General features: G+C 40.4%; 38 protein-coding genes. 37 read left to right on the top strand and 1 reads right to left on the bottom strand.

Annotated features, from left to right (window positions below; all coding sequences use genetic code 11):
- Positions 1–79 precede the first annotated feature (79 nt).
- The 22 genes from AC6R0T_RS05405 to AC6R0T_RS05510 all read left to right on the top strand — a co-directional run bounded on the left by AC6R0T_RS05405 (position 80) and on the right by AC6R0T_RS05510 (position 9281).
- Complete coding sequence (locus AC6R0T_RS05405) at positions 80–403, top strand: VRR-NUC domain-containing protein (protein ID WP_303753312.1); 324 nt, start codon at positions 80–82, stop codon at positions 401–403.
- Positions 396–776: a hypothetical protein gene (locus AC6R0T_RS05410; RefSeq protein ID WP_303753313.1), complete on the top strand. Its 381-nt coding sequence runs from the start codon at positions 396–398 to the stop codon at positions 774–776. The genes AC6R0T_RS05405 and AC6R0T_RS05410 overlap by 8 nt, the downstream gene beginning before the upstream one ends.
- Positions 766–1254: a hypothetical protein gene (locus tag AC6R0T_RS05415; protein WP_303753314.1), complete on the top strand. Its 489-nt coding sequence runs from the start codon at positions 766–768 to the stop codon at positions 1252–1254. Before AC6R0T_RS05410 ends, AC6R0T_RS05415 begins: the two co-directional genes overlap by 11 nt.
- Before the next feature lie 11 nt (positions 1255–1265).
- Positions 1266–1472, top strand: coding sequence for a hypothetical protein (locus tag AC6R0T_RS05420; protein ID WP_303753315.1), 207 nt, complete (start codon positions 1266–1268; stop codon positions 1470–1472).
- A 19-nt stretch (positions 1473–1491) separates the two neighbouring features.
- A complete protein-coding gene (locus AC6R0T_RS05425; RefSeq protein WP_303753316.1) occupies positions 1492–2358 on the top strand; it encodes a DNA cytosine methyltransferase in 867 nt (288 codons plus the stop codon).
- Between the two features lie 311 nt (positions 2359–2669).
- A complete protein-coding gene (locus tag AC6R0T_RS05430; RefSeq protein WP_303753317.1) occupies positions 2670–2840 on the top strand; it encodes a DUF7167 family protein in 171 nt (56 codons plus the stop codon).
- Positions 2837–3193, top strand: a complete 357-nt coding sequence (locus AC6R0T_RS05435; protein WP_303753318.1) for a hypothetical protein — start codon at positions 2837–2839, stop codon at positions 3191–3193. Before AC6R0T_RS05430 ends, AC6R0T_RS05435 begins: the two co-directional genes overlap by 4 nt.
- Positions 3186–3398, top strand: coding sequence for a hypothetical protein (locus AC6R0T_RS05440; RefSeq protein WP_303753319.1), 213 nt, complete (start codon positions 3186–3188; stop codon positions 3396–3398). The genes AC6R0T_RS05435 and AC6R0T_RS05440 overlap by 8 nt, the downstream gene beginning before the upstream one ends.
- A 10-nt stretch (positions 3399–3408) precedes the next feature.
- Positions 3409–3975: a DUF1642 domain-containing protein gene (locus tag AC6R0T_RS05445; RefSeq protein WP_303753320.1), complete on the top strand. Its 567-nt coding sequence runs from the start codon at positions 3409–3411 to the stop codon at positions 3973–3975.
- Entirely contained in the window at positions 3972–4187 is a 216-nt protein-coding gene (locus AC6R0T_RS05450) for a hypothetical protein (RefSeq protein ID WP_303753321.1), read from the top strand. Before AC6R0T_RS05445 ends, AC6R0T_RS05450 begins: the two co-directional genes overlap by 4 nt.
- Positions 4184–4411: a hypothetical protein gene (locus tag AC6R0T_RS05455; RefSeq protein ID WP_303753322.1), complete on the top strand. Its 228-nt coding sequence runs from the start codon at positions 4184–4186 to the stop codon at positions 4409–4411. The genes AC6R0T_RS05450 and AC6R0T_RS05455 overlap by 4 nt, the downstream gene beginning before the upstream one ends.
- A gap of 288 nt (positions 4412–4699) precedes the next feature.
- Positions 4700–4900, top strand: a complete 201-nt coding sequence (locus AC6R0T_RS05460) for a hypothetical protein (RefSeq protein ID WP_195515860.1) — start codon at positions 4700–4702, stop codon at positions 4898–4900.
- A complete protein-coding gene (locus AC6R0T_RS05465) occupies positions 4897–5262 on the top strand; it encodes a hypothetical protein (protein ID WP_303753324.1) in 366 nt (121 codons plus the stop codon). The genes AC6R0T_RS05460 and AC6R0T_RS05465 overlap by 4 nt, the downstream gene beginning before the upstream one ends.
- Positions 5259–5666 carry a hypothetical protein gene (locus AC6R0T_RS05470; protein WP_303753325.1) on the top strand — a complete coding sequence of 136 codons (408 nt, stop codon included), beginning with the start codon at positions 5259–5261 and terminating at the stop codon, positions 5664–5666. Before AC6R0T_RS05465 ends, AC6R0T_RS05470 begins: the two co-directional genes overlap by 4 nt.
- Positions 5663–6049, top strand: a complete 387-nt coding sequence (locus AC6R0T_RS05475; RefSeq protein WP_303753326.1) for a YopX family phage-derived protein — start codon at positions 5663–5665, stop codon at positions 6047–6049. The genes AC6R0T_RS05470 and AC6R0T_RS05475 overlap by 4 nt, the downstream gene beginning before the upstream one ends.
- Positions 6042–6257, top strand: a complete 216-nt coding sequence (locus AC6R0T_RS05480; protein WP_303753327.1) for a hypothetical protein — start codon at positions 6042–6044, stop codon at positions 6255–6257. Before AC6R0T_RS05475 ends, AC6R0T_RS05480 begins: the two co-directional genes overlap by 8 nt.
- A 30-nt stretch (positions 6258–6287) precedes the next feature.
- Positions 6288–6671, top strand: a complete 384-nt coding sequence (locus AC6R0T_RS05485) for a beta-sandwich lipoprotein (RefSeq protein WP_303753328.1) — start codon at positions 6288–6290, stop codon at positions 6669–6671.
- A 27-nt stretch (positions 6672–6698) separates the two neighbouring features.
- Positions 6699–7019 (top strand): hypothetical protein, encoded by a 321-nt coding sequence (locus AC6R0T_RS05490; protein ID WP_303753329.1) that lies wholly within the window; start codon positions 6699–6701, stop codon positions 7017–7019.
- The gene (locus AC6R0T_RS05495) at positions 7020–7439 is read left to right on the top strand and encodes a transcriptional regulator (protein WP_303753330.1); all 420 of its coding nucleotides are present in this window, start codon (positions 7020–7022) and stop codon (positions 7437–7439) included.
- A 419-nt stretch (positions 7440–7858) separates the two neighbouring features.
- Complete coding sequence (locus AC6R0T_RS05500) at positions 7859–8494, top strand: DNA-methyltransferase (protein ID WP_303753353.1); 636 nt, start codon at positions 7859–7861, stop codon at positions 8492–8494.
- 281 nt (positions 8495–8775) lie between these two features.
- Positions 8776–8970, top strand: coding sequence for a hypothetical protein (locus AC6R0T_RS05505; RefSeq protein WP_303753331.1), 195 nt, complete (start codon positions 8776–8778; stop codon positions 8968–8970).
- Positions 8971–9059: 89 nt separating this feature from the next.
- Entirely contained in the window at positions 9060–9281 is a 222-nt protein-coding gene (locus tag AC6R0T_RS05510) for an HNH endonuclease (protein WP_303753354.1), read from the top strand.
- A 139-nt stretch (positions 9282–9420) separates the two neighbouring features.
- Here AC6R0T_RS05510 and AC6R0T_RS05515 read toward each other — a convergent pair whose 3' ends face one another.
- Complete coding sequence (locus tag AC6R0T_RS05515; RefSeq protein ID WP_161999992.1) at positions 9421–9585, bottom strand: YjzC family protein; 165 nt, start codon at positions 9583–9585, stop codon at positions 9421–9423.
- A gap of 102 nt (positions 9586–9687) precedes the next feature.
- On the opposite strand from AC6R0T_RS05515, the gene AC6R0T_RS05520 reads away from it, so the two are divergent.
- The 15 genes from AC6R0T_RS05520 to AC6R0T_RS05590 all read left to right on the top strand — a co-directional run bounded on the left by AC6R0T_RS05520 (position 9688) and on the right by AC6R0T_RS05590 (position 23643).
- Positions 9688–10206, top strand: a complete 519-nt coding sequence (locus AC6R0T_RS05520) for a phage terminase small subunit P27 family (RefSeq protein ID WP_303753332.1) — start codon at positions 9688–9690, stop codon at positions 10204–10206.
- The gene (locus AC6R0T_RS05525) at positions 10197–11975 is read left to right on the top strand and encodes a terminase large subunit (RefSeq protein WP_303753333.1); all 1779 of its coding nucleotides are present in this window, start codon (positions 10197–10199) and stop codon (positions 11973–11975) included. Before AC6R0T_RS05520 ends, AC6R0T_RS05525 begins: the two co-directional genes overlap by 10 nt.
- A 15-nt stretch (positions 11976–11990) precedes the next feature.
- Positions 11991–13211, top strand: a complete 1221-nt coding sequence (locus AC6R0T_RS05530) for a phage portal protein (protein ID WP_303753334.1) — start codon at positions 11991–11993, stop codon at positions 13209–13211.
- Between the two features lie 34 nt (positions 13212–13245).
- On the top strand, positions 13246–13923 hold the full coding sequence (locus tag AC6R0T_RS05535; protein WP_303753335.1) for a head maturation protease, ClpP-related: 678 nt from the start codon (positions 13246–13248) through the stop codon (positions 13921–13923).
- The gene (locus AC6R0T_RS05540; RefSeq protein ID WP_303753336.1) at positions 13920–15125 is read left to right on the top strand and encodes a phage major capsid protein; all 1206 of its coding nucleotides are present in this window, start codon (positions 13920–13922) and stop codon (positions 15123–15125) included. Before AC6R0T_RS05535 ends, AC6R0T_RS05540 begins: the two co-directional genes overlap by 4 nt.
- A 13-nt stretch (positions 15126–15138) precedes the next feature.
- Positions 15139–15492 carry a head-tail connector protein gene (locus tag AC6R0T_RS05545; RefSeq protein WP_303753337.1) on the top strand — a complete coding sequence of 118 codons (354 nt, stop codon included), beginning with the start codon at positions 15139–15141 and terminating at the stop codon, positions 15490–15492.
- Positions 15482–15817 (top strand): phage head completion protein, encoded by a 336-nt coding sequence (locus AC6R0T_RS05550; RefSeq protein WP_303753338.1) that lies wholly within the window; start codon positions 15482–15484, stop codon positions 15815–15817. Before AC6R0T_RS05545 ends, AC6R0T_RS05550 begins: the two co-directional genes overlap by 11 nt.
- Positions 15817–16179, top strand: a complete 363-nt coding sequence (locus AC6R0T_RS05555; protein WP_303753339.1) for an HK97-gp10 family putative phage morphogenesis protein — start codon at positions 15817–15819, stop codon at positions 16177–16179. Before AC6R0T_RS05550 ends, AC6R0T_RS05555 begins: the two co-directional genes overlap by 1 nt.
- Positions 16176–16550, top strand: coding sequence for a hypothetical protein (locus AC6R0T_RS05560; protein ID WP_303753340.1), 375 nt, complete (start codon positions 16176–16178; stop codon positions 16548–16550). The genes AC6R0T_RS05555 and AC6R0T_RS05560 overlap by 4 nt, the downstream gene beginning before the upstream one ends.
- A gap of 4 nt (positions 16551–16554) precedes the next feature.
- Entirely contained in the window at positions 16555–17139 is a 585-nt protein-coding gene (locus AC6R0T_RS05565) for a major tail protein (protein ID WP_303753341.1), read from the top strand.
- A 74-nt stretch (positions 17140–17213) separates the two neighbouring features.
- Positions 17214–17429: a hypothetical protein gene (locus AC6R0T_RS05570; RefSeq protein ID WP_303753342.1), complete on the top strand. Its 216-nt coding sequence runs from the start codon at positions 17214–17216 to the stop codon at positions 17427–17429.
- Positions 17430–17476: 47 nt separating this feature from the next.
- Entirely contained in the window at positions 17477–17821 is a 345-nt protein-coding gene (gpG, locus tag AC6R0T_RS05575) for a phage tail assembly chaperone G (protein WP_303753343.1), read from the top strand.
- 32 nt (positions 17822–17853) lie between these two features.
- Positions 17854–18012 (top strand): hypothetical protein, encoded by a 159-nt coding sequence (locus AC6R0T_RS05580; protein ID WP_526159810.1) that lies wholly within the window; start codon positions 17854–17856, stop codon positions 18010–18012.
- 16 nt (positions 18013–18028) lie between these two features.
- Positions 18029–22156 carry a phage tail tape measure protein gene (locus tag AC6R0T_RS05585; protein WP_303753344.1) on the top strand — a complete coding sequence of 1376 codons (4128 nt, stop codon included), beginning with the start codon at positions 18029–18031 and terminating at the stop codon, positions 22154–22156.
- Positions 22153–23643, top strand: a complete 1491-nt coding sequence (locus AC6R0T_RS05590; RefSeq protein WP_303753345.1) for a distal tail protein Dit — start codon at positions 22153–22155, stop codon at positions 23641–23643. The genes AC6R0T_RS05585 and AC6R0T_RS05590 overlap by 4 nt, the downstream gene beginning before the upstream one ends.

Here is a 23643-nt window from a genome sequence, read left to right on the forward strand (position 1 = left end):
CTTTTATATCAAGTGTTTCAGCGATTTTAAACTATGCACCTTTTTAGATAAACCATACACCCCTTTTTAGGAGGTATTCATGACAGCAGAAATCGAAATTCAAAATGCTATTCGCAGAGAATTACCCAAATATGGTCATTTCGTTTACCGCGGCAATGTGGGCAAAGTAAAAATGATGGACGGTCGTTGGTTTGATACCGGCTTGCCAAAAGGGTGGCCAGATTTGTTTGGTTGGACTAAAGAAGGTAAATTCTTTGCTATTGAAGTGAAAAATGAAACAGGAAAATTAAGACCAGACCAAACACAGTTTGGAGAATTCTTAAAGCGCCAACCAATTATTTATGGTGTAGCTAGAAGTGTGGAAGATGCACTACGCATATTGGAAGGAGGCACTCATGATTAAAATCTACTACAACGATTATTCCGCACTTGTATCAGACGAGGATAATCGCACGTTTAAGCATATCAGTTTAGACGAAGCGCGGAATATAGAAGGAATAACAAAGTATCAATCGGAATTGCACTATATCGAAGAGTATTTTTTAAATATTGGTTATCGAAACTTAGCAAGTCCAGTTACTAAGAATATAATCGAGGTTTTTTTGGACAACGTGGATTGGCACGTTAAAAATAAAAATATTGAATTACGGCAATCCTACGAAACAGCACGCAAAAAACGTGCTGGGGTGAATCTACGCACCGTGGGAGATATTGCACGTAATTTAGATATTGATGATTACGCCATATTGTTTGAGGTGAACAAATATGACGATTAAAGAACAGAAGCGCCAAATAGTTTTGATGCAGTGTGAAATCTTAGATAGTGATCTATCGGAAGAGGACAAGAAAAATAAGTTAGCAGAATTGTTTAAAGAATTTGGACATTTGAAACAATTAGAAATGAAACAGAAGAAGCCTAAAACTAAAAAAACAATAGATATGTCTGTGCGATTAACAGATATTGATACAAGCGAAGAACGATTCTTTGAATCAACTAGTGCAGCAGCTATATTTTTGGATAAAAGTATCAGCGTTTTTAATAAAGAGGTGCGAAAGAACAACGGTATTATACAAGGCTACAAATACGAACGCAGAAACAAGAAATATCGGTACCAAAAAGGCAACCGAAGAGTTGAAGGGTCTATACCAGAAATTTCCAAGCGTTTAGAAGTTGGAGAAGTATACATTCGAACTTTAAATTCGCAACCTACTAAAAATATATCTGTGGTTGAAATTGATCGTTGGAAGGATTAGGGAGGTTGAAAATGATTAAGTTTAAAGAGTTTAATACACAACCATACGATGTCCACGTAACAGCTTTTCTTAAAGGCGAAAGCGAGAAATATCCGGAAGATGTTTTTGAATACGTTGATCTAAAAGCAATTGACAGAAAACTAGTGATTTTAGTTTACCGTCAAACAAATAAGTCGGCATATCAATTACGATCACTGTTTAAAGAAGTTGCGAAGTAACCGCAAAGGAGTGAGAAAGTTGAACATAACAGCAAAAAGCTATTTTAGCGGTGCCGGTGGTATGGATTTAGGCATGTTAGATGCAGGAATTAACATCCTGGAATCATTTGAGATTGATCAAAAAGCGGTTGCTACTCTGCAGAAGAATTTTGATCATCATGTCAATGAGTGTGATATTACTCAAATTACTGTTTTGGATCAACAGGACGCTGACGTATATATTGGTACGTTCCCATGCACTAGGTACTCCAACATTGCTGACATTAGCGGAACAAGAACTGGTGATGATCTATTTTTACACTTTTTTCGCCACATTGTTTTAGCAAAACCAGAGGCTTACGTAATTGAGAACGTTCCAGGGATGCGCAAATTTCAAGTAGTAATGGAGTGTATGACTAAGCTGCCAGATTACTATGTCAGAGTAGAATGTCCAGTAAACGCTAACTGGTGGCTACCGCAAGAGCGAAAAAGACTGATTGTGATTGGCACTAGAAAACCATTCAATAATTTAGAATATCCGCTTGCTATTGATCAAATGCCTGTGACGGTTGGGGATATTTTAGAAGATGATCCAGAAATTCATATACCTGAATATGTTTATAAACGGTTGAATGGCGGATATCGAGATAAACCTATTATCACAACTAGAGAAGGTAAAGCTCCCACCTGTGTGGCGCATTATGCCAAAGATCGTAGCACTCGATTAGTTGATGATGGAAATCGAATACGACCATACACAGTTTTGGAATACCAACGGCTTCAGGGATTTCCAGACTGGTTTAAATTTGAAGGAACAGATAATGATGCGTATCGACAGATAGGCAATGCTGTGCCAGTTGATATGGGACGTTGGGTCGGACAACAATTACAAAAATATTTTAAATAATTAGAGGCAGCAGACCACTCGCTGCCTCACAGTGAACAATGTGCTTGTTTTCCGCCAAGCACAGCTAAATTGTAGCAGGATTTTGCGGGATTGACTATTTAATGAGCTGAAAACAGATATAGCAATATAGAAAGGAATGAATTAAATGGATGAGATGAAACGAGAAGAGCTAGAATTATTGGTTCTAAATTGGTTCACAAAACATGACTATTTGCCTACTTGGTACAACATTTACAACGTTGATGAAATTAGCACAATCTAGTCCGCTGACGGCAAAGGAGTGAGAAAGTTGACTTAGAGGAGGTAGCGGAATGACCAGAAAAATCAGTGCTTGGATAAATGCTGATGGTGGCAATGACATTTATTCGGAAATTGAAGTCGATGACGACGCCACCGATGAAGAAATTGATAAAAAAGCAAAAGAAGCCGTGTTCAATTATCTTGATTGGGGCTGGTATGAAATAGAGGAGGAATCAGAATGAAAATTACAGCAAATTCTTTTGTGCCAACAGAAGCAAAGATCATCATTGAAGGCAAATCATATACTGGTAACGAGTTTAATAGACTGGTTCAAGCGTTAAGACCACATTCTCTCAATGATAATCAGCAGGTCGTGTTGGAGTGGTTGAAGAACCAGCATTTTGATTCATACATCAAGTCAGTTCTTAGCAACTTGTACTTTTACGTAAATTTGACTGCCGTTGGTGACTTAGAAAGCAAAGAAATCACAGCAATGGTTGCTGCGTATAAAAAGCTATCCCAGCAGGAATTTGCACAAGTCCTACAAGCTTATGCCAATTGGGCTTTGGAACAGGAGGAAAAGCAGCATGGATAAACTAGAAGAATTGATTGAAAAAGTCAGTATAGATATTAGATATAAAATGAAAAATAATCAAATGCAACCGATTGATGAATCTGTACTTTCCTATATTTCAGTGTATCGAAGAGGGTCGAAACTTGCATCTAAGATAGCTAAGCAATGGCTAAAACTATTTTTCGTAAATGCTGGTTATGTTGAAAGGTTAAGAGATTTGAAATAGGAGCAAAACAATGAATAAACAAGAATTGATTGAAAAAATTGAAGCGAGGAATGTATGTGATTTAGCTGTTAGTGATAGTTTCAAAAATGGTTTTAATACCATGAAAGGAATTGCAGTAGATTTAGCTAGTGAACTTGATGAACCTGTAAAACCAGAAGTTACCCAGTTCGTAGCAGACTGGTATGAACAGCATAAAGATATTTTAGATTATTCCATTTGGGAAGCGTGTGTAAACTCCATAGCTGATTATGATGATTTAGAAGGAACGACGGGTAATGAGTTTTATGACTGGTTGATTAACGCAGGTGGGAAAGATGGCGAGCACGAAAGAATTACTTTGTTAGTCCACATGAAAGACGGTTACACAGTTAAGGAACCAAAGTGGGTAGTTAAGTTTGAGGATGCTGGATGTGAATTTTATTTCACATGGTGGTCTAATATTTACAAAACGAACGATAATCCACTTTCACCAGACGGTCATACGGATAAAACTGACACCACAGTATTCAAATTTGCCGACAAAGCCAAAGCCGAAGCAGTAGCAGTCTTGGTTGAGGGGAGTGTGGAGGAAGTATGACACATTACTGGCAAGTTGTAGCAGAGTTTCAAAATGCTGAAACAATAGTTCTTTCAAATTTCCAATTTCACTCTGGTGCTATGGAACTGGTGCAAGCTATTACAAAAAATAATGTTGGTTGGTACAGAAAAACAGATAACGAATCGGTTAACTTGAGCCAAGCGATTAGAGTGAGAATTATCAGGACAGCGGTTAAGGAGGTAGCGGAATGAATGGACGACAACAAGTGATTAAAATTGGTAAATATTACTATGTAGAAGACTACAACTCCGGAACAAGTTTAGCTTTGAGTACGAACATTCAAAATGCAAGATGGTTTAATCCATCTATCCCGCAGTACAAAGAACGAATGGGCGATATTTGTTCAAATTACGGCGGCGTAATCCGAGATTTACTTGACGAATTACAACCCGATTTAACGGAGGTAGAGGAATGATATTACACGCTGTGTTCTATCTTTTGGAAAATCATACAGAATGGCAATTTTACGGGGCTTTCACTACTAGCGAAATGGCGAAAGATTTAGAAGCTCATATTTTAAGGAGTTACGCTAAACCATACCGGGATATAGTAGGCACAAAAATTGTTAAGTTTGAGGAGGCAATGGGATGAGCGATTACTGGTGTGGCGAATGCCCGAAATGTGGAAACGATATGTATTGTGATGAAGACGGTAGCAATGCTACGTGTTATGTATGTTTGGGTAATCTGGAGGAGGTAGCAGAATGAATATAAAAGCGACAGTTTGGTTAAAAGACGGGAACAATGCAGAAATCATGCTTCACAATACAACATTACAGGCAGAATCCAGACGATATTCGGAAGCTATGAAGTATCAAGTGATTTCTCACGATGGGCCTACTAGTACGCAATTGATACCAGTTGAGCATATAGCGATGATTAATTTGGAGGAGGTAGCGGAATGAACGATAAAATAAAAAATTCTATTCGTTATATCGATAGAGCGTTATCTCAACTTGAACCTTTGCGAATTGAAAGTCATAAAGGGATGAACGTATATCCGAATCAGTATGACAAAATGAATGCTGATTTATACAATGCAAAGCTTGAACTGATTAACGTCAAAAATAACAAAGGGTGTCAATACTGCAAGCACGGTGAACCACTCAATGATACCAGCAACTCTAACTTTTCCTTGGTAATTAGACAAGGCGAAAGCTCGTATTATCTTGAATCCGAATATGACCCGGGCGAATGGAACGATAACGATTGGGGAAACATTAACTATTGCCCGATGTGCGGACGGAAATTGGAGGTAGAGGAATGAGAGAAGAAAAATACACTGATGTGTCTTTGACCGATGAACAAGCTTCTCTTTTGGGATTCAAGAGCTTCACTGAGCCAGAACAATACATCCAAGTCAAGGACGTGCGCTACACGCTAGATGAGTTTAACCGTATCGGTGAGCTTCTGCTTGGTCGGAATCTCACCGACGATCAGCAGGTCGTGTTGGATTATCTAAAGAAAATGTGTCCTCCTAAATTAGGTGTATCAGCGATGGTAACAGTATATTGTCTTGTTGACGACAATATCAACGACAATTGGCAAGAGTACAGTGAGGAAATCCCAGAACATATTGAGGCATTACAGAAATTGAGCATTTCAGAGGAAAATCAAGTCCTCGCTGCGTTTGCGGAATGGGGAATTTCGACAGAGGAGGGCGAAGGATGATTAAGTTTAGAGCGTGGTTTGAGGAAAGCGTACTTAAAAAAGCGCACATGGTTGATTGGGAAGAGCTGAAAGAGTTTCGAGGTCTAAGCAGGCTATTTGATGATGCTCCGCATTCTGAGACATTTAGCCTCATGCAATCCACCGGCCTGAAAGACAAGAATGGCGTGGAGATTTACGAGAACGATATTGTGCTCGAAAACGGAATGCAGCGAGTGATAACGCTGGGGGAGCAGAGATACGAAGAAAACTATGGAGACCTTGTTTATTACATTGGATTTAACATTTTTACGAAATGGGGATATTCGTCTATCACCCCTGTGGAGTACGAAGTATTAGGCAACATATACGAAAATAGTGATTTATTGGAGGATAAAAATGATTAAGTTTAAAGAGTTTAACACCCAACCATATGATGTCCATATATCTGCATTTTTTCAAGACGAGAACAAGAAATATCCGGAAGATGCTTTTGAATACGTTGATCTAAAGGCAATTGACAGAAAACTGGTGATTTTAGTTTATCGTCAGACGAATATAAATCTTAGACAGCTAAAGGCGATGAGTGAGCCTGTACTCACATCAGGCTGCTAAACGACGATTAAACGGACAGGAGATAGAATGATGAAAAAAGTATTGGTTTTAGCAAGTATGGTTATCGGACTCTTTGCACTCGCTGGTTGCAATGATGCAGATGTTGCATCTAGTAATCTGAGCCAAGACGCTGATAATTTCAAAGTTATGCGAAAGGTTACGTTTATAAATACTGTATCAGACGAAGTGTTATACACCGTGGAAGGTAATTTTGCAATCAAAGCTGATACAGACGATAACCAGTTAGAAATTACTGCAAAAACAGGGGAAGACAAGTTTCAGAAGCACTTTCTAGGACTTTCTCCGACAACGGTTTATATTGTCGAGCAAACTGAATGGCAAGAAACAAACAAGTATAACTTTAAAATCACAATCAAACCAAGTGCCTTGGTACCTGAAATCGATGTTAGATAAGGGACATACATGAAGTGGAGTGAGAATATGAAAGCAATCGAAACAAACATTTATGGGATTAAATGTGACAACCCAAATTGCGATTATCAAGACATGACGGTTAAGTACGAGGACTATCCAAACTTACTCAATAAACCTTGTCCAAAATGTGGGGATAATCTTTTAACACAAGAAGATTTTGATAGGACGGAAACGCTTGTCCACAATATCGAAATGGTCAATAAACTTTATGAGAAATACGGTTTATTAGACAATGTTTCTCCCGATGAGCCAAGAGTGGTTGTGCCAGTAGAGATGGACGGAACGGGGAACATGAAACTTGGGGAGCTAAGAGTGGAGGGCAAGTGATTGGCAGAATTAAGCAAGACGAAGTTAGCAAGTTTGGAAGAAGACTTCCGTAGCTATCACAAAATACCAAAATTGATTGCGGAAATACTACTAGCAAACGAATGGAAGCCAGAAGACGCTAACGCATGGATACGTGGCACCACAGGCCACACAGAGAAGGCTCTGACAGACTTAATCAAGCGAGAGGACAATAAGAGCTACCTCTACTACTCGAAGCTTTACAGCGACATCACGAGGGCGTACGACAGCCTGAATGCCGACTTGCAAGCGATTGTGGATGAATACCTGTGGGGCAAGTCAAACTACCTAGGATGGGTTGATATTGGCAAATTGACTCATTGCTCGACAGGGAGTATCTACAGGAAGCGATACAAGATTATGGAAGCATTAGCGATCGAACGGGGAATTTTAGCAAGTTGAGAATAAAACGCGTAGTATTCCGCTTAATATAAGTTCAAAATGGTATTGTAGGATTTTGAATGAGGCGACCACAAACGACACGGTTTCCTCCTTTGGATATATTTTAACGATGCGCCTCAATTCAAATCCATTAACCGCTGGCTAAATAAAAATCAGAAGGATGTGAAAATGTCACTCCTTTGGTCATTTGTCAAACGGCCGGCGGTTTATGTCACTGTGGCGGAAGTAGAAGACGTGTTGCATGCGTGCTAGGTTAATGCTTAGGCAACCATGAGTGGGGCAGTACCACTCCAGTGACATTGAGATTGATACAGCACTATAGACCATTCGGCAATGCAGTGGAAACTGTGTTGCCTTTTTTGTAGCGGAAAGGAACAATAAATTGATTACGTTAAAAAAAAGGCGATTGCCTAGAGTTGATGAAAGATATTCCAGATGGAAGTATTGATATGATCCTAACTGATCCTCCGTATTTAATGGACTACAGAAGCAATAGGCGGCCGGCATCAACACGCTTTATGCCTATTCAAAATGATACTGTCGCTAATGGCAAGTACTGCATAGAACAGTCCTTTGCTGAGTACGAGCGTGTTCTAAAAAGCAACACAGCGCTATATGTTTTCTGTAGCTGGCACCATATTGATTTCTTTAAGACGGAATTTCAGAAACACTTCACTCTTAAAAACATAATTGTATGGAATAAAAATAACCATGGCAGCGGTGATTTGAGGGGAGCTTATGCCCCAAAGCATGAGTTCATCCTATACGGGCATAAAGGAAGAAGTATTTTCCGTGAAAAGCGTTTGCCTGACGTGCTGGAGTTCCCCAAAGTGCCATCAGCTAAGTTGTTGCACCCAACAGAAAAACCTATCAGCTTACTGAATGTTTTTTTGCGTAATAATTCTGATGAAGGAGCAACAGTTTTGGACCCATTTATGGGCAGTGGTACAACCGGAGTGGCGTGTAAAAACCTAAGCCGAAACTTCATCGGTTACGAGTTAGACGATGAGTATTTTGAGATTGCGAAAGAAAGAATCGAAGGAGCGTTAAAATAGTCTTTAATAGCAGGCGAAGCGAAATACCGAGAGGGAAAAGAAGTAGTCTGCGTACATAGCAACCGAGCATTCCCAACCGCCAGGCATGGAAGAACGGTGGGTCCCAGAATGGGGTAGGTTGCTTAACATTAAGTTGGACTTGCTAGGGATACGGCAAGTTGCCTGCGTGAGGCTTTGATACACGAGTTTGCCACGACTGGAGGCGGTAGTCCAGTACGGTGTCTATACATACCACAGACAGTCTTCGGGCTGTCTATTAATTTACCTAAGGAGGCGACACCATGACCTACACCGACTACCTAAACTATCTCAAGGCCAAGCATCAAGAGTTTGCTAATGATTTCCCCGGATACTCAAAGCAAAGGATAGGATTGATTGTGCAGCGATACGAATATAACCACGGCTATCAGATGGACTATGCGACGGAGTGTAGGGTGTGGCGGGATTACTTTGATTGGGTGTGTGAGAAATGGTAGAACCACGACCACGCGACGAGATAGATAAACTATACAAGACCAAGCGATGGCGAGAGCTTAGACAAGTAGTGATAGCTAGAGACTACGGTATGTGCCAAGAGTGCAAGCGCAGAGGGTTGACTACTAAGGGCACGATCATCCATCACAAGGTAGAGGCAAGGGAGGACCTGACATTGTTCTGGTCTGCTGATAACCTTGAGTGCATCTGTCCTGCTTGCCATAACGCAGAGCATCCGGAGCGTAGTGGTGGAGCTAAGAAGGTTAAACCTAAGTCTTGTGTAGTTAAATTTTATGGCAATCCAGAACACTGAAGGTACCCCCCCTACCCCTAAAAGGTGTGAAGTGGGGGCTGGGAAGAACGGTGCTGTCCTTCCTTCACACTAAGACCGCTTTTTAAGTTTTTTTTGAAATGAAAAAGAGCTGATTAATCAAAATCAGCTCCGAAAGAAATTATTTTTTCTTCCATTTGTTTCCTTTTTTGGTAGTTGGAGGTAGTCTATCCCCTTGATCAATTTTTACCTCTCTACCGCCAGACACATTGCCACCTTGAGGACCTACTTCTTTATATGTCCCTTTTGGTTTGTTGTCTTCGCCAGGCTTAAATAAATCGCCCATTTTTTCACCACCTCTATAATCATTTCGGTAAACGTACCGATAATATAATTATAAACCTTGTGATAGCGATTTCAAAATATAAATTGAAAGAAGGTGATAACTATGCCACAACCGGCAAAAAGTGCAAAGCTACAGCTTTTACAAAACAATCCGAATAAAAAGAATGTGGATGGATTAAAGCGGCGAGCGCAAGCTGAAGAAAAAATGAAAATGGCAACGGATAAAATTAAACCACCGCCATGGCTTGACCAGCTTGGAAAAGAAACATTTGAATTTATCGCCAAAGAACTACTAACTGTGGAGCTAATTAGTAACCCAGATGTGCATGCAATGGCCTTGTATGCAGATTGGTACTCTCAATATGTAGCACTCGAAAAACAACTTCGGAAACTGCAGCGAGAATACAAGCTGAATTATGCGATTGCTAAACAAGAAGCCGAGGCAGAAGGAAAGCCGTTCAATGACCCAAACGAACTAATTGGCAACCCTCTCTCTCGTCAAATGGATACGGCGTCGCGCAATTTGCGATCGTTTGGAAGTGACTTAGGCTTATCGCCTTCTGCTAGAGCTAAATTAGCTATTAAAATGGCTGATGACGGCGGTGATGACGAATGGACTTAATAGATCTGTCCTATTCCGAATTACAGAAATGGTGGGAGGATTACAAGCAAGAACAAGCCTCTTGGGGTGGAATCCTGCTACAACCCTATCCAGAGTTGCTGACAACGTGGTATGCAGAGCGTTTGATTGACGGAAGTATACCAGCTAGCAAAGAGAATATACAAGCTGCGAAACGTCATTTGATGGATTTAAAACGGCAAGGAACAGAGGAGTTTCCGTGGGTCTTTGACGAGGAAAAAGGTCACCGTCCAATACGATTTATTGAAGACAATTGCAAGCCTACCGAGGGTGATTTTGACCGTTTTATCTTGCAACCTTGGCAACACTTTGTAATCGGCTCGATGTTCGGCTGGGTCCATAAAGATTCTGGTATTCGTCGGTTTCGTGAAGCTTTGACGTTTGTAGGCCGAAAAAATGGGAAAACGAGCTTAATCGGTGGGCTATCTGCCTATATGCTAGGCTACGATGGAGAACAAGGAGCCAACGTCTATGTGCTGGCGAACGCTAAAGACCAAGCGTCTATCTTGTTTGATAAGACTAAAGAAATGGTCAAACAGTCCCCAAGACTGGATAAGAAATATAAACCACAGCGATCTGTTATCAAAGACGAAGCGACCTTTTCAAAAATGGAAGCCCGAGCATCTGATAGTAAGAAACTCGACGGTTTAAATACACACTTCGCCATTTTTGATGAAATCCACGAGTTTGTAGACTTTAAATTGATTAATGTTATAAAGAAATCACGTGGTACTCGAAAACAACCGCTGATTAATTACATTACTACCGCCGGTTACGTCCTAGACGGGCCATTGATGCAATATTATGAGAGCGCACTCGATTGTTTAGACCATTTAGACGATGGTTTAGATGAGCGAGTTTTTTATTATATCGCGAAAATTGATGACGTTAGTGAGGCAGATAATCCGAGAATGTGGATTAAGGCTAATCCAAATATCGGGTTGATGTCATTTGTTGATTTAGTTTCCGACTGGAAAACCGAACGCAAAAGTCCACAGGAAAAAGCTGACTGGATTACGAAACAATTTAACTTGTTTTCTGATATTGATGAATTATCTTTCGTCGATATGCCGACAATTAAGAAAAACAACAAAGTCATTGACACGGAAACGTTAGTAGGCAAGAAATGCGTTGGCGGTTTTGACTTATCGGAAACTGAAGACTTTACCGCAGCTGTTTTAGAATTTCCTCTTGATAATGGCGAAGTGTTTATCCTTCACCACACATGGATCCCACAGGCTAGATACGACCGAGATAACAATCAAGAACGGATAGACGTGTGGGAGAAAGCAGGAGATTTAACGATTATCCCTGGCGACTATGTAAATTACGAGTATGTGCTTGATTGGTTTGTAGAAAACTCGAAAATTTATGACATTGTAAAAATCAATTACGACAAAGCCAAAGCCTTGCGATTGAACAAAGAATTGGAAAGCGCTGGTTTTGAAACTAACGAAATTCGACAAGGCTTCTTATCGCTTGGCGGACCAATGCAGAACTTTAAAGAAATGCTACTAGATGGGAAAGTGATTTTTAACAACTCTAAGCTTTATCGGTGGTATTTATCCAACGTCAAATTGGTTATGGACCGCAATTCTAACTGGATGCCGTCTAAACAATCGAAGAATCGGAAAATTGATGGTTTTGCAGCGACGTTAAATAGTCATGCAGAGGTGTTGGATATGTTGGTGAATCCTGTCGGAACCGGGAAAGTAACCTATTACTCGATTTCCGATTTAATGAATATGTAAGAAAGGTGTGGAGGAATGAGTATTTTAGATCGTTTGCGTTCTTTTGGCCGAGCAAAGCCAAAAGCGAGCAAACAAGAGTATTTTTTGAATGACCCGGGATTGATACCGTATTTAGTCGGAAAAGATGAAATATCAGAAGGGATTTTTTCCGTAATTAGCCGTGTATCGAACGTTTTTGCGTCTCTACCTCTCAAAATGATAGATGCGGATTTTGAACAACCCGATGATTGCTCGGCTTACAACTTGCTAAGCGAAGGCCCACGATATTTTACAAAGTTTGACTTTTTCCGAGATGTAGAAGTTTTGCGGAACTATCAAGGGAATTCGTACGTGCAGATTTTCCGAAATATAAACGGAAAAGTCGCCGACATGGCGCTAGTAAAGCCCGGCGCTTGCCATCCTGTAATTGATGTGGATAGTGGAGAGCTTTACTATCAAGTGACCGCCACAGACAAAGGGAGTTACAAGCAAGTTATCTATGTCCATTACATGGAAATGCTCCACTTTAAACAGCCAAGATTTGGCGGTTTAGAAGGCACAGACCCCACGAAAGTATTAACCAACACCCTTGGGTATGACCGAGAAGTCCGAAAAATCTCTTTAAGTCAGCTTAAAGGAAGTAATGAAGGGCTAAAAGTTAAGTTTGCTAGCAATATGGATGAAGAAGCTAAAAAAGCGACAGTTAAAAACATTGCTGATTTTTATCGACAAAACGGTGGACTACTTGTGGAAGAAAACGGTGTAGAAATCGAACGTTTACAACGAGAGCTGGTAGACAGCAAGCTTTTAGATACTGATAAAGTATCTCGCTCCAGAATTGCGATGGTTTACAACGTTCCGGAGCATTTTATTGGCGGTGGGCAAGCAAGCTATTCCTCGCAAGAGCAGTTGAATATGGAATTTTTAACGTACAATCTCGTACCTACGGTCAGCCAATACGAGTCAGAACTCAATAAAAAGACGCTCTCGGCCACGGAAAAGAAGAAGGGTTATCGTTACAAGTTTAATGTTGCGGGTCTTCTCAGGGCCGATACGCAAGCCAGAGGACAGTTTTATCAGATTATGCGTAGAGGCGGAGCGTATTCTGCTAATGACGTTCTTAGGTTGGAAGATATGCCGCCGTCTAAAGAATCAGGTATGGACGACCATCACATTTCCGGAGACCTATATCCAATTGATATGGATCCCGCATTAAGAAAAACAACCTCGTCTAAAAGCGTAGCCGAAAACGGTTAGGCTTTTTTATTTTGCATTGAAAGGAGGTGGGGGAATGAAAAAAGTGACGTTAAGTGGCGATGTCGTGGATAACGATAGTGCTTGGCTATATGACTGGTTCGGGATTAATTGTATCTCGCCGGGAAAAATTTCGGCCGCTCTTGCGGAAGCAGGAGGGGATGAAGTGGAGTTAGACATCTCGTCTAATGGTGGGGATGTATTGGCGGCAAGCGAAATCTATACTGCTATCCGCGCTTATCCGGGAAAAGTTTCTGGGAACGTAGTGAGTATCGCTGCGAGTGCAGCAAGTGTGATTGCTTGTGCTTGCGAACCGCTTAGAATATCGCCTACAGCGCACATTATGATCCATAATGCTTGGGTCTCAACGAGCGGGAACGCAGAAGATTTAAAAGCTGACGCGGAGATGCTTAGCAGTGTGGATGAGTCAATCGTTAATGCATATGAGATTAAAACAGGACTCGAACGAGAAAAACTTGCTGAATTGATGGCGAAAGATACTTGGCTAAATGCACAAACGGCTGTAGCAGAAGGATTTGCAGACGAAATCATGTTTGCGGAAGAATCCGTAACAGTATTAAATGCTGCACAACCACTAATTCCGAAAAACGCAGTCAATAAGTTAAAAAACTTAATTCTAAAAGCGGAAACACCGCGAGAAGAAACACTCTTGCAAAAAAAACTAAAAGCTCTAAACGGAGGGAAAAACGAATGAATTTAGAACAACTAAAAAATGCATGGGTTGAGGCCGGAAGTAAAGTCTCTGACCTGAATGCACAACTTAATGCAGCGTTAGTAGACGATGCAAAAACCGAAGAAGATGTAGTCACTTTGCAAGCGCAAGTAAAAGCTGCACGAGCAAAACGCGATGGCCTGAAAGAACAAGTAGCGAATATGGAAGCTGAACAAGTCTTGAATGTCAAAAAAGAACCGTTGGACAAAAAAGACGAAGATTTGAAAAACAAATTTATCAAGGACTTTAAAGCAATGGTCAACGGTGACCCTGCAATCATGGCGACTTTGACGTCCGATACCGATGAATCTGGAAATGCTATTGGATTGACTATTCCTGTAGATGTTCAAACGACTATCCACACCTTGGTTCGCCAATTTGACTCCTTGCAAGAATATGTAAATGTCGAAAAAGTTACTACAACTAGTGGTTCTCGGGTTTATGAAAAATGGTCTGATATCACACCATTAACTGCCTTAGATACAGAAGACGGCGAAATTCCAGCAAATGATGATCCGGCGCTTTATTTGATTAAATACTTAATCAAACGCTATGCAGGTATTTCCACAGTAACGAATAGCTTGCTAAAAGATACTGCCGAAAATATTTTGGCTTGGTTATCCAAATGGATTGCGAAAAAAGTTGTTGTTACTCGCAACACTAAAATTTTGGCAGCCATCGATGGTATTAAAGCTGCACAAAAGAAAGACATTACAGATGTTGATGGGATTAAAGACATTGTAAACGTACAGCTTGACCCAGCAATTGAAGCTACCTCTATGTTTATTACCAACCAAGATGGTTACAACGTATTGGATAAAGTAAAACGTTCAGATGGTCAATACCTGTTGCAAAAAGACGTGACGTCCGCAACTGGATATACTTTCTTGGGTAAACCTATCAAGAAAATTGCTACACGTTTCTTGCCTAATAAAGGTACGCAAGCTACACCTAAATTCCCACTCTATATCGGCGACATGAAAGAAGCTGTTACGTTGTACGACCGGGAAAATATGAGCTTGTTAACTACAAACATTGGTGGCGGAGCGTTCGAAACGGATACTACCAAGGTTCGGGTAATTGACCGTTTTGATGTGCAATTAGTAGATGATGAAGCGTTAGTATTGGCTACATTTACAGCTATTGCCGACGAAACACCAGTAGAGCCACCAGTCGAAGGATAGGAGCTGATGCTCTATGATTCTTAATCCAAAAACGGATTTAGAAGAAATCAAAAACGCGCTAAAAATTGACACAGACGATGACGACCAGGAAGTTAAACGGTCTGTTATTGCCGCAATCGCATACGTTAAGGGGGCTATCGGAACAGATAAGCCCTCTTTTTATATGCAAGACAATGACACCGTAGAGTTAATCAATCTGGCAATCCTACAATTGGCTGATCATTACTACAAAGCCCGTTCGGCCACTGTGGAATCCTCCACAGCTAACGGAACTTTGAGGGAGTACGACTTGGGCTTTACTAGCTTAATCTTGCAACTAAAGGCCAGTTATCTTCTTTTCGAGGAGGTGCCGGCAGATGGCGATTAGCAGAACAGGGAAGCTAAATAAACGTCTTGAATTTCTGGTGAAGAAAAAAGTTGGTGTAGGGCCCAATGGAACAGATAAGTTTGACTATGCTCCTGAATTTAAAAGCTGGTTTGCCTACAAGCAAAAACTAATTAGTCAGATTGTGGAAGAAAACGGTGGCACGTTGGAGAACACGCAAACAATCATTGTGCGTCAGGCCCAAAAGAAACCACCACAACTTGATTGGCGGGTGCGAATTAACGGTGTTGATTATGACATCGTGAAACTGAATCCCGATATTGAATCTGACGGTTTTTTAATCATTTTTATTAAGGCGGTGAAATGATGGAAGTCACTGTAGACTGGGGTGACCTAGAAAAAAACATTGCAAAATGTATCGCCGATGTGGAAGGCCCGGTTAGACGTAAAGCTGGTAAGACCGCCGGGCAGAATCTTGCCGAAAAATTAGAAGCGAATACGCCGGTTGATAGTCACGGTTTGGAAATCTCTACCACAGTTGGCGCTGTTGATGAAAACGGCGAGGTTCTGGTGGGCTATGGTTCTGGTGCTTATTATCGGGCGCATTTCCCGAATATGGGCACTGAATACCAATCTGGCCAACACTTTGTTGAAAAGACAGCCGAAACCGAGTTAGAAAGCGTCATGCAAGACTATATGTCCGAGTTGAAATCGGGGTTAGGCCTATGACTCCTGCTGTTGATTTAAAAGTAACGATACTGCCGGAACTATTTCCCGATGCGCAAATTTTTGCATATCGAATTCCAGAAAACTATCAAAAACTAGAAACGCTGCCGATTTTAAAAGTCGAAGGCGTGAATGAAATGAATGAAAGCTATGGCTCTGACCAATACGGTGCTAGATCGTATCGGGTCCAAGTCATGGCTTTTTTAGATATCGAAGAAACCGATATCGAAGAATTTAACGATGTATTGGACAGAGGACTGGAGGCAGAAGGCTATACGTTAGCTTATGCAGACGACCGTCCACATGACCAATACGAAAACGTGCAGGTAATTACACGGCAATACAACGTCGTGAAAATAAAAGAAAGAGGGTAAACAAATGACTTTAGTAGGTTTTAAACGTCTAACAATCGCTGTCTTAGATGCGGACGGCAAAGTAACGGCAGATAAAAAATGGGTAGTAGAAGGGAAAGCGAACAAAGGGGCTACCTCTACCGCTGAAATTACTGGTTTAAATAAGGAAGCAACCAAAGTATACGGATCTGATATCGCCTATTACATCTCTCAAAAAGGTACCGGCGATGTAACAGTTAATCTCGGTCTATTGGACTTAGAAGAAGAATGCAATGACGCAATTTTGGGCTATGAAGTGAAAAATAGCATTAGCTATGTGGGTGAAAATACCGAACCGCCAACTGCCGCTATTATGCTTGAATCGAAAGACTTGGATGGAACTACAGCGATGCTTGGTTTCTTTAAAGGCAAGTTTTCTCGTGAGTCCATCAACTTAAATACATTAAACGGTGATGCGTTTGAACCAGAAGCGGAATCTTACGTATTTGCGGCAATGTCCGATGATAAAGACGGCGACTCAAACGGACAAACGATGGGTAAATATATCGGTAGTGAAGCTGAAATCATTAAAGCTCTTACAGACCAAGTTTTCCCAACGGCGGGGGAGTAACAATCCCCGTAACTGGTGTCACATTAACGCCAGAAACATATAGCGCAGTTGCGGGGACTGCGGGAAACACAACGGTGGTAGCGGAAGTTGCTCCGACTAATGCGACTGATAAAAAAGTAGCTTATACTATCGCTCCAATCACAAGTGGGCTGGCAATCAATCAAATCGGTAAAGTCACTTGGGAAGCTACTGTATCGGCTGGAGAATATACCATCACTGTTAAAACCGTGGACGGGGATTTTACTGCTACAACCAAATTAACATTGACAGAACCGGAGGCTGGGGAATAACCCTGGTCTCTTTTTATTTTGATTTTTTATTTTAAGGAGGAGCAAGAATGACTGAAATTAGATTGGATTTAATGGTAGGCGGGAAAAAACGCACCTATACACAGGATTTTGTACCGTACCGAAAAGCTTTGGATTATTCCGAAGGCGAAGCAAAGATGTGGAAGAAGCAAGAGGACAAAACCATTGAACCGTCAGCTATCGATTTAGCTAAATATCGTGCGGATTTTGTTGCCAGCCTTTTTGAAGGTCAAGACTTAACAGGAGACATGATTATCGATGGCATCGATTCTGAAAACAAAGATGTAATCATGGATATCGTGCTGTATCGCGTTTTGGGCTATGAAAGACCTGCAGAAGATGAGGTAGAGGCTGGCCCAAAAGCGGAAATTTAGACTGGTCAGAATTGTATGAACTCCAGCTTGGATTGATAAAAAAAGCGATTGCGGCTTTTCCGGGCTGGACGATTAACGACGTGCTAAACACCGATACGCTATATCTCCAAAAAATACTGTTTAACACGGAAAAAGAACAACCAAAACAAGAAAAAGCAGTCCCACTAGCGGACTTTATCAGACAAATTTAGGAAAGGAGGAAAATATATGGTACAAAATGGCAGACCACTAGGAAATATGGTCATTAAATTGGGCCTTGATTCTTCTGCCTTTTCTGATTCCTTGACTGGTGCGGCTCGTGCGACAAAGACAGCTGTTAAAGAAATGCAGGCGGGCTTTAAAATCGCAGATGCAGGCGGAACCAAACTGAATAGCTTGGCTACTAAACAAGAAGGCTTAACGAAAGTAATCCAAGCGCAAAAAAACGAGTTAAAGTATCTTGGTGATGCCTACAAAAAGACATTAGATGAACAAGGAAACGCAACTTCTAAAACTGCAAAAGCTGCTCAAAAATATAATGAAGCACAAGCAAAATTAGCTAGTTATGAAGCGCAATTGAAAACGACTACCGCTCAAATGGCCAGAATGAGAGTTGAAACAGAAGGTTTAACTGGTTGGTTAAATAAAAAAGGCGATCAGTGGATTGAATCCGGCAAGAAAATATCCAAGTTTGGCGAAGGTGTGCAAAAAGTTGGCTCAACAATGACCAAAGCTTTAACTGTACCACTGGCTACTGGATTTACACTAGCTACCAAAAAAGCCGCTGATTTTCAAACGCAGATTGGTGAAATTGGCCCTCTATTGACAAATGGTGGAGTGATAACAGAAAAATATCGGCAACAATTAGATCAAATGTCTGATAGCTCGAAAAAGTGGGCGAAACAGTATGGAGTGTCCACAAACGAAATAAACAATGGATTAGCGGAAATTGTGCGTAAAGGTTATGATGCAAATCAAACTATGGGCGTTATGCCATCGATTTTAGATGCTACTAAAGCTTCTGGCGAAGGGTTCAACGATGTAATGAATGTTACGACAGAAGTTATTAGCCAATTTGGATTGAAGGGCAAAACATATAACGAAACGTTAACAAATGCAGCCCGAGTTACAGATTCATTAACTTATGTTGCTAATGCAACATCTGCCGGTTTTACAGACTTGGGATTGGCTATGGGATATGTTGGCCCGGTTGCAAACAGTCTGGGAATGGATGTTGAATTAACGGCTTCGGCAATCGGCTTATTAAGTGACGCTGGTTTAGGCGGAGAAAAAGCCGGTACTGCCTTGCGTGGTGCATTAACTCGTTTGCTAAAACCATCGAAACAAAATCTTGAAGGATTTAATAAGTTGGGTGTCTCTGTTAAGGATTTTAAAAATGGAACACTAACATTGCCAGACATTCTAGACAAAATTAAAACCAATACCTCTGGTTGGACTGATGCTCAACGTACAGCGGCAATTGCTTTAGCTTTTGGTACGGAATCGCAATCTGCAATGAATGTGCTTGTAAATCAAGGCGGAGATGCATTACGTGGATTAACGAAAGATACAAAAAATGCTAGCGGAGCTACAAAAGATATTGCAAAATCCATGAACAATTTACCGGCGAATAAAGTAGCACGATTTAAGGAATCTTTGAATGTCTTAGCGATTACTGTAGGCGAAAAACTACTTCCGGTTGTAACTCCATGGATAGAAAAAGCCACAGACATGGTCAATAAATTTTCGGAGTTAGACGATGCAACGCAGCAGAATATCGTCAAGTGGGGCGCTTTAGCGATGGCTGCCGGACCTGCAATTAAAATCATTGGTTCGGGCATCTCAATTTTCGGGAAAGCTAAAACAGGTGTTGGCTTGCTGTCCAAAGGTTTAGTTGAGTTAGCCGCTAAAGCTGCCGAAAAAAAAGCTTTATCTGGATTGGCTACCACAGTTTCTGGTGTTGGAACTGCTGCTACTACCGCGGCTGGTGTTGGCGGTGGTGCTACGGGAATTGCCGGATTAGCCAGTGGATTAGCTGCTGTAGCTGGACCCGCAGCGATTGCTGTTGGCGGTGTAGCTGCTGTAGGTGTTGCCCTTTATGCAGCGAATAAAGCGTACGAATCAAATCAATTAGCTGGTGCACGTTGGGGTACGAAAGTTACTAAGGAACAGGATAAAGTAATTAAAAAAGCTTACGAATTAAACGAAAAAGCTTCTACGTATGTTAATGAATATGCAGACGGAATCGCTTCCTCTGCCGAAAAGGCGAAGAAAGCGAACCAAGAAATAGTTAATTCAATTCAAAAAGTTTTAGATAAAGAAATCGAACGTAAGAAAAAAGCCGCTGAAAATATAACAGATGATGCCGAAAAGAAAAAAGCTGAAAACTATATTAAGTGGCAAGAAACAGTTAATAAAGCAGAAGTCGAACAAGCTAAAAAGAAAGTTGATGCAATCAATCAGATACTGACAAATGCATCAAAAAATAATCGAAATCTATCAAATGAAGAACGACAATTTATTGCGAACAACTATAAACTCTTAAGTCAAGATCAGCTAAAAGCAGCAGGTTTTAGTAAAAAACAGCGGTTAGCGATTGAAACTGCCTATCAAGCGGATATGACTAAGCTGAACTACAAGGATTTGTCAAAACGGCAAGAAACTTTGCAAAATGCGTTGAAAGACGAAAAATCAGCGTATGAGAAACAAGTAGAAAGTTTAAAAACAATCTATGCTAAAAATCCACAGGCGCTTAAAGCTTCGATGGATAAATTAAATAAAGAATACAAGCAATCTACTGATACTTTAGTGACAGGATTAGCCAAAGTATTCCAAGCACAAGGCAAAGATATTTCTCAATTGTCACAAGTGTGGAAAGCGTATGGCTATACTACAGATGAAGTGTTATCTCTAGTCAATACGTCTGTTAAGGCATCATCCGATAACTTAGATTTACTTGCTAAAGGCACAAGCGAAGCAGACATGGCATGGAATGCATTAGCACTAGATCCCAAAACAGGCGAAGTCAAAACGAACATGGCTGAAACCTTAGTGGATATGGCAAAAACTGACGAAGGTTGGCAGCAACTGAAATTCATGTTGAAAAATGCCGATATTGAATCTAACGCCAAAGAAGAAGTTGCGGTTGCAATGGGGCTTGCTGGTAAGTGGAATCTCATGTATATGTCAGACAAACTTTTAACAGTTGATGGCAATGAAGCAAAAGTTGAGCTGTACGATACGATTGATCAATTAAAAGCTTGGAACGAGTATGAAGCTGATCGTAAAGTTCTTGGCGCGGATAACGCAGACGTTATATGGAAACTAATAGATTCAGAAGATAAACTCAATGTTTGGAATACTATCCCGGTATCTGATAAGAAATTACTTGCAGACAATACGGACTTTCTTTCTAAATTACTTAATTCTGAAGAAGCATTAAACCAATGGAATTCATTACCGGATTCTCAAAAGAAAATGCTTGCTGATAATTCAGATTTGTTAAGTAAGATATTTACGTCCACCGAAACTTTTAACGCGTGGGGGAAATTACCTGAACCAGTAAAACAAATGTTGGGGAATAACAAAGATATTTTGGCGAAAGTTAAAGACGGAACTATATCAGTTGAAACTTACAATAAAAATATTATTCCTGCTTTAAAAGTTTTATTTGGTGACGGAAAAAATCTTCAGAATGCAATATCAGGAGCAACTGCTTCAATCAGTCGATATAACAATAATATTTTTCCAAACGACAAAACAGCTGTTGGCCATGATCAAGCATCAGGAGCGGCGAATAATGCTTATAGTGCGTTTCGTAACTTTATGAATAATATACCTGATACTGTTACAAAAACTGCGAAAGTAAATTTCATTGGGCCCTCGCAATATGCAACTGGTACTAATTACCATTTGGGCGGCCCAGCAATCGTAAATGACCAAAAAGGATTAACTTACAAAGAGTTAGTTTTGCCGAAAGGTGGCGTTCCATTCATTCCAGATGGACGGGATGTATTCCTTCCTAATCTACCGAAAGGCTCTAAAATCATTCCAGCTCGTCAAACTAAAAAATTAGTACCACATTATAAAGACGGAGTGGGTGTTCCTAAAAATTCTACACTGGTTCGTAATTTGGAAAAGATTAACACTCAAAATAACTTATCGAAGACAGAAATAATAATTGAACCGGAGAATTACTCTGAACAGCTTAATCAGATTATTAAATTGATGGGAAGATTTAGTTCGGATTTACAAAAACTTAAAATAGTAATGAATGAACGCGAAGTTGGCAGAATTATCACGAACGAACAAACAAAGAATAATAGAATGCAGTCAAGATTGGAGGGCTTAAGATGATTAGTGACTTAGTTATAACTTATGGAGGAGAAAATCTGACAAATTTCTTTGACTTGACTGCGGAACCTATTGGAAGAAACCTTCCAAATCGAGAAAATAGCACACAACAGATGGGGTTAACAAATGGTTCGCAATTTGTAGGAACGCGATACGCAGAACGGATTATCACTCTTAATATATATTCTGATAAGTATTCTGTTGATTACGTTAAAAATAAAATTAATGGTTTATTGAACGTTAAAGAACCTCAACCCTTGATATTTTCCGACAGGCCAAACGAAGTTTGGTATGCAATTCTGGATGGAGAATCAGTTATGACGAGGTCAATTGATTCTTTAACGGAGATTAACGGCGAACTTTCTTTCTTAGTTCCTTCGGGTTATTGTGAGGCTCTTAATCCATCAACATTTACCGCCACACCTAACGAAGATGGAATTTTAGCGATGCAAATTGCGAATAACGGAACCGAAACCGCAGAATTATCATTTGAAGCAACGATGACAAGTGACAATGGATTTCTTGGGGCAGTTGGCCCGCTGGGTGCTATGGAGTTTGGAAATATCGCAGAAGTTGATGGCTATGTGGACATGGCTGAAACTGTGTATAACGATCAGATGGTTCCGTCTGACGCATCAAAATGGACTGCTAATGGAGGTTATATTGATTGGCTTAATTCAAATGCGGGACTTCCAAATAAAGTTCAAGGTTCGTTTAGTTGGACTGGCGAGACAGCTAAAGCAACAAATTTTGGCACAGCGTACACAGATAATAGGTGGTATGGCCCGACTCTTTCAAAAGCTATTAAAGCTAAGACGTCCGATGATAAAAACGATGGGTACTTTGTACACCGCTTTTGGTTAAATCATAAATCCCACGGCAATGCACGATGTGTCGGCAGACAAGAGGTTAATTTATCAGATGGAACTAATTCTATTGCAACTTTTGTCATTTACGATGACAGTTCAAATTCAGTCCGAACGTGTCTTGAATTTACGTTATTTGGTATCAAACAAGTGCGAATTGTTGCGGATAAAGATTTCCAGGAATTTTACGGAACTGTCGAAATCATGAAAATTGGTAATGAAATTACATTTAAAGTTTACAATATTGATACTAAAAAGACGATTACGAAAACGTATTATGATGATCGTTTAGGTACTGCAAAAATCACGCATAAAACCTATTGGTGTTCACGATTTATGAACTTGCCTATTTGTGATATGAGTTTGAATTATTCGTTCTTCCAGTGGCTTGGTTCCCAAGAATTTGTTGACGTACCCAATCGATATAGTAGTAGCGATGTGCTTTCGTACGACGGTTCTACTGGCAAATTCTATGTTAATGATACTTTGGCAATGAATGATATCATCGTTGGTTCAACAGATTTAAAAATTCCGCCGGGAAATTGGACGGTTGAATTTTATTACTCTGATTTCGGGAAAACTCCACCTAATATCGTAGGGACATTGAGAGAAAGGTGGCTGTAA

Source organism: Enterococcus sp. S86.2 (assembly GCF_059834485.2).

Bases quoted from the DNA above. Each gene is read 5' to 3' on its own strand.
- AC6R0T_RS05405 (WP_303753312.1), top strand. From the start codon at position 80: ATGACAGCAGAAATCGAAATTCAAAATGCTATTCGCAGAGAATTACCC.
- AC6R0T_RS05410 (WP_303753313.1), top strand. From the start codon at position 396: ATGATTAAAATCTACTACAACGATTATTCCGCACTTGTATCAGACGAG.
- AC6R0T_RS05415 (WP_303753314.1), top strand. From the start codon at position 766: ATGACGATTAAAGAACAGAAGCGCCAAATAGTTTTGATGCAGTGTGAA.
- AC6R0T_RS05420 (WP_303753315.1), top strand. From the start codon at position 1,266: ATGATTAAGTTTAAAGAGTTTAATACACAACCATACGATGTCCACGTA.
- AC6R0T_RS05430 (WP_303753317.1), top strand. From the start codon at position 2,670: ATGACCAGAAAAATCAGTGCTTGGATAAATGCTGATGGTGGCAATGAC.
- AC6R0T_RS05435 (WP_303753318.1), top strand. From the start codon at position 2,837: ATGAAAATTACAGCAAATTCTTTTGTGCCAACAGAAGCAAAGATCATC.
- AC6R0T_RS05440 (WP_303753319.1), top strand. From the start codon at position 3,186: ATGGATAAACTAGAAGAATTGATTGAAAAAGTCAGTATAGATATTAGA.
- AC6R0T_RS05445 (WP_303753320.1), top strand. From the start codon at position 3,409: ATGAATAAACAAGAATTGATTGAAAAAATTGAAGCGAGGAATGTATGT.
- AC6R0T_RS05450 (WP_303753321.1), top strand. From the start codon at position 3,972: ATGACACATTACTGGCAAGTTGTAGCAGAGTTTCAAAATGCTGAAACA.
- AC6R0T_RS05455 (WP_303753322.1), top strand. From the start codon at position 4,184: ATGAATGGACGACAACAAGTGATTAAAATTGGTAAATATTACTATGTA.
- AC6R0T_RS05460 (WP_195515860.1), top strand. From the start codon at position 4,700: ATGAATATAAAAGCGACAGTTTGGTTAAAAGACGGGAACAATGCAGAA.
- AC6R0T_RS05465 (WP_303753324.1), top strand. From the start codon at position 4,897: ATGAACGATAAAATAAAAAATTCTATTCGTTATATCGATAGAGCGTTA.
- AC6R0T_RS05470 (WP_303753325.1), top strand. From the start codon at position 5,259: ATGAGAGAAGAAAAATACACTGATGTGTCTTTGACCGATGAACAAGCT.
- AC6R0T_RS05475 (WP_303753326.1), top strand. From the start codon at position 5,663: ATGATTAAGTTTAGAGCGTGGTTTGAGGAAAGCGTACTTAAAAAAGCG.
- AC6R0T_RS05480 (WP_303753327.1), top strand. From the start codon at position 6,042: ATGATTAAGTTTAAAGAGTTTAACACCCAACCATATGATGTCCATATA.
- AC6R0T_RS05485 (WP_303753328.1), top strand. From the start codon at position 6,288: ATGAAAAAAGTATTGGTTTTAGCAAGTATGGTTATCGGACTCTTTGCA.
- AC6R0T_RS05490 (WP_303753329.1), top strand. From the start codon at position 6,699: ATGAAAGCAATCGAAACAAACATTTATGGGATTAAATGTGACAACCCA.
- AC6R0T_RS05500 (WP_303753353.1), top strand. From the start codon at position 7,859: ATGAAAGATATTCCAGATGGAAGTATTGATATGATCCTAACTGATCCT.
- AC6R0T_RS05505 (WP_303753331.1), top strand. From the start codon at position 8,776: ATGACCTACACCGACTACCTAAACTATCTCAAGGCCAAGCATCAAGAG.
- AC6R0T_RS05510 (WP_303753354.1), top strand. From the start codon at position 9,060: ATGTGCCAAGAGTGCAAGCGCAGAGGGTTGACTACTAAGGGCACGATC.
- AC6R0T_RS05515 (WP_161999992.1), bottom strand. From the start codon at position 9,585: ATGGGCGATTTATTTAAGCCTGGCGAAGACAACAAACCAAAAGGGACA.
- AC6R0T_RS05520 (WP_303753332.1), top strand. From the start codon at position 9,688: ATGCCACAACCGGCAAAAAGTGCAAAGCTACAGCTTTTACAAAACAAT.
- AC6R0T_RS05525 (WP_303753333.1), top strand. From the start codon at position 10,197: ATGGACTTAATAGATCTGTCCTATTCCGAATTACAGAAATGGTGGGAG.
- AC6R0T_RS05530 (WP_303753334.1), top strand. From the start codon at position 11,991: ATGAGTATTTTAGATCGTTTGCGTTCTTTTGGCCGAGCAAAGCCAAAA.
- AC6R0T_RS05535 (WP_303753335.1), top strand. From the start codon at position 13,246: ATGAAAAAAGTGACGTTAAGTGGCGATGTCGTGGATAACGATAGTGCT.
- AC6R0T_RS05540 (WP_303753336.1), top strand. From the start codon at position 13,920: ATGAATTTAGAACAACTAAAAAATGCATGGGTTGAGGCCGGAAGTAAA.
- AC6R0T_RS05545 (WP_303753337.1), top strand. From the start codon at position 15,139: ATGATTCTTAATCCAAAAACGGATTTAGAAGAAATCAAAAACGCGCTA.
- AC6R0T_RS05550 (WP_303753338.1), top strand. From the start codon at position 15,482: ATGGCGATTAGCAGAACAGGGAAGCTAAATAAACGTCTTGAATTTCTG.
- AC6R0T_RS05555 (WP_303753339.1), top strand. From the start codon at position 15,817: ATGGAAGTCACTGTAGACTGGGGTGACCTAGAAAAAAACATTGCAAAA.
- AC6R0T_RS05560 (WP_303753340.1), top strand. From the start codon at position 16,176: ATGACTCCTGCTGTTGATTTAAAAGTAACGATACTGCCGGAACTATTT.
- AC6R0T_RS05565 (WP_303753341.1), top strand. From the start codon at position 16,555: ATGACTTTAGTAGGTTTTAAACGTCTAACAATCGCTGTCTTAGATGCG.
- gpG (WP_303753343.1), top strand. From the start codon at position 17,477: ATGACTGAAATTAGATTGGATTTAATGGTAGGCGGGAAAAAACGCACC.
- AC6R0T_RS05585 (WP_303753344.1), top strand. From the start codon at position 18,029: ATGGTACAAAATGGCAGACCACTAGGAAATATGGTCATTAAATTGGGC.
- AC6R0T_RS05590 (WP_303753345.1), top strand. From the start codon at position 22,153: ATGATTAGTGACTTAGTTATAACTTATGGAGGAGAAAATCTGACAAAT.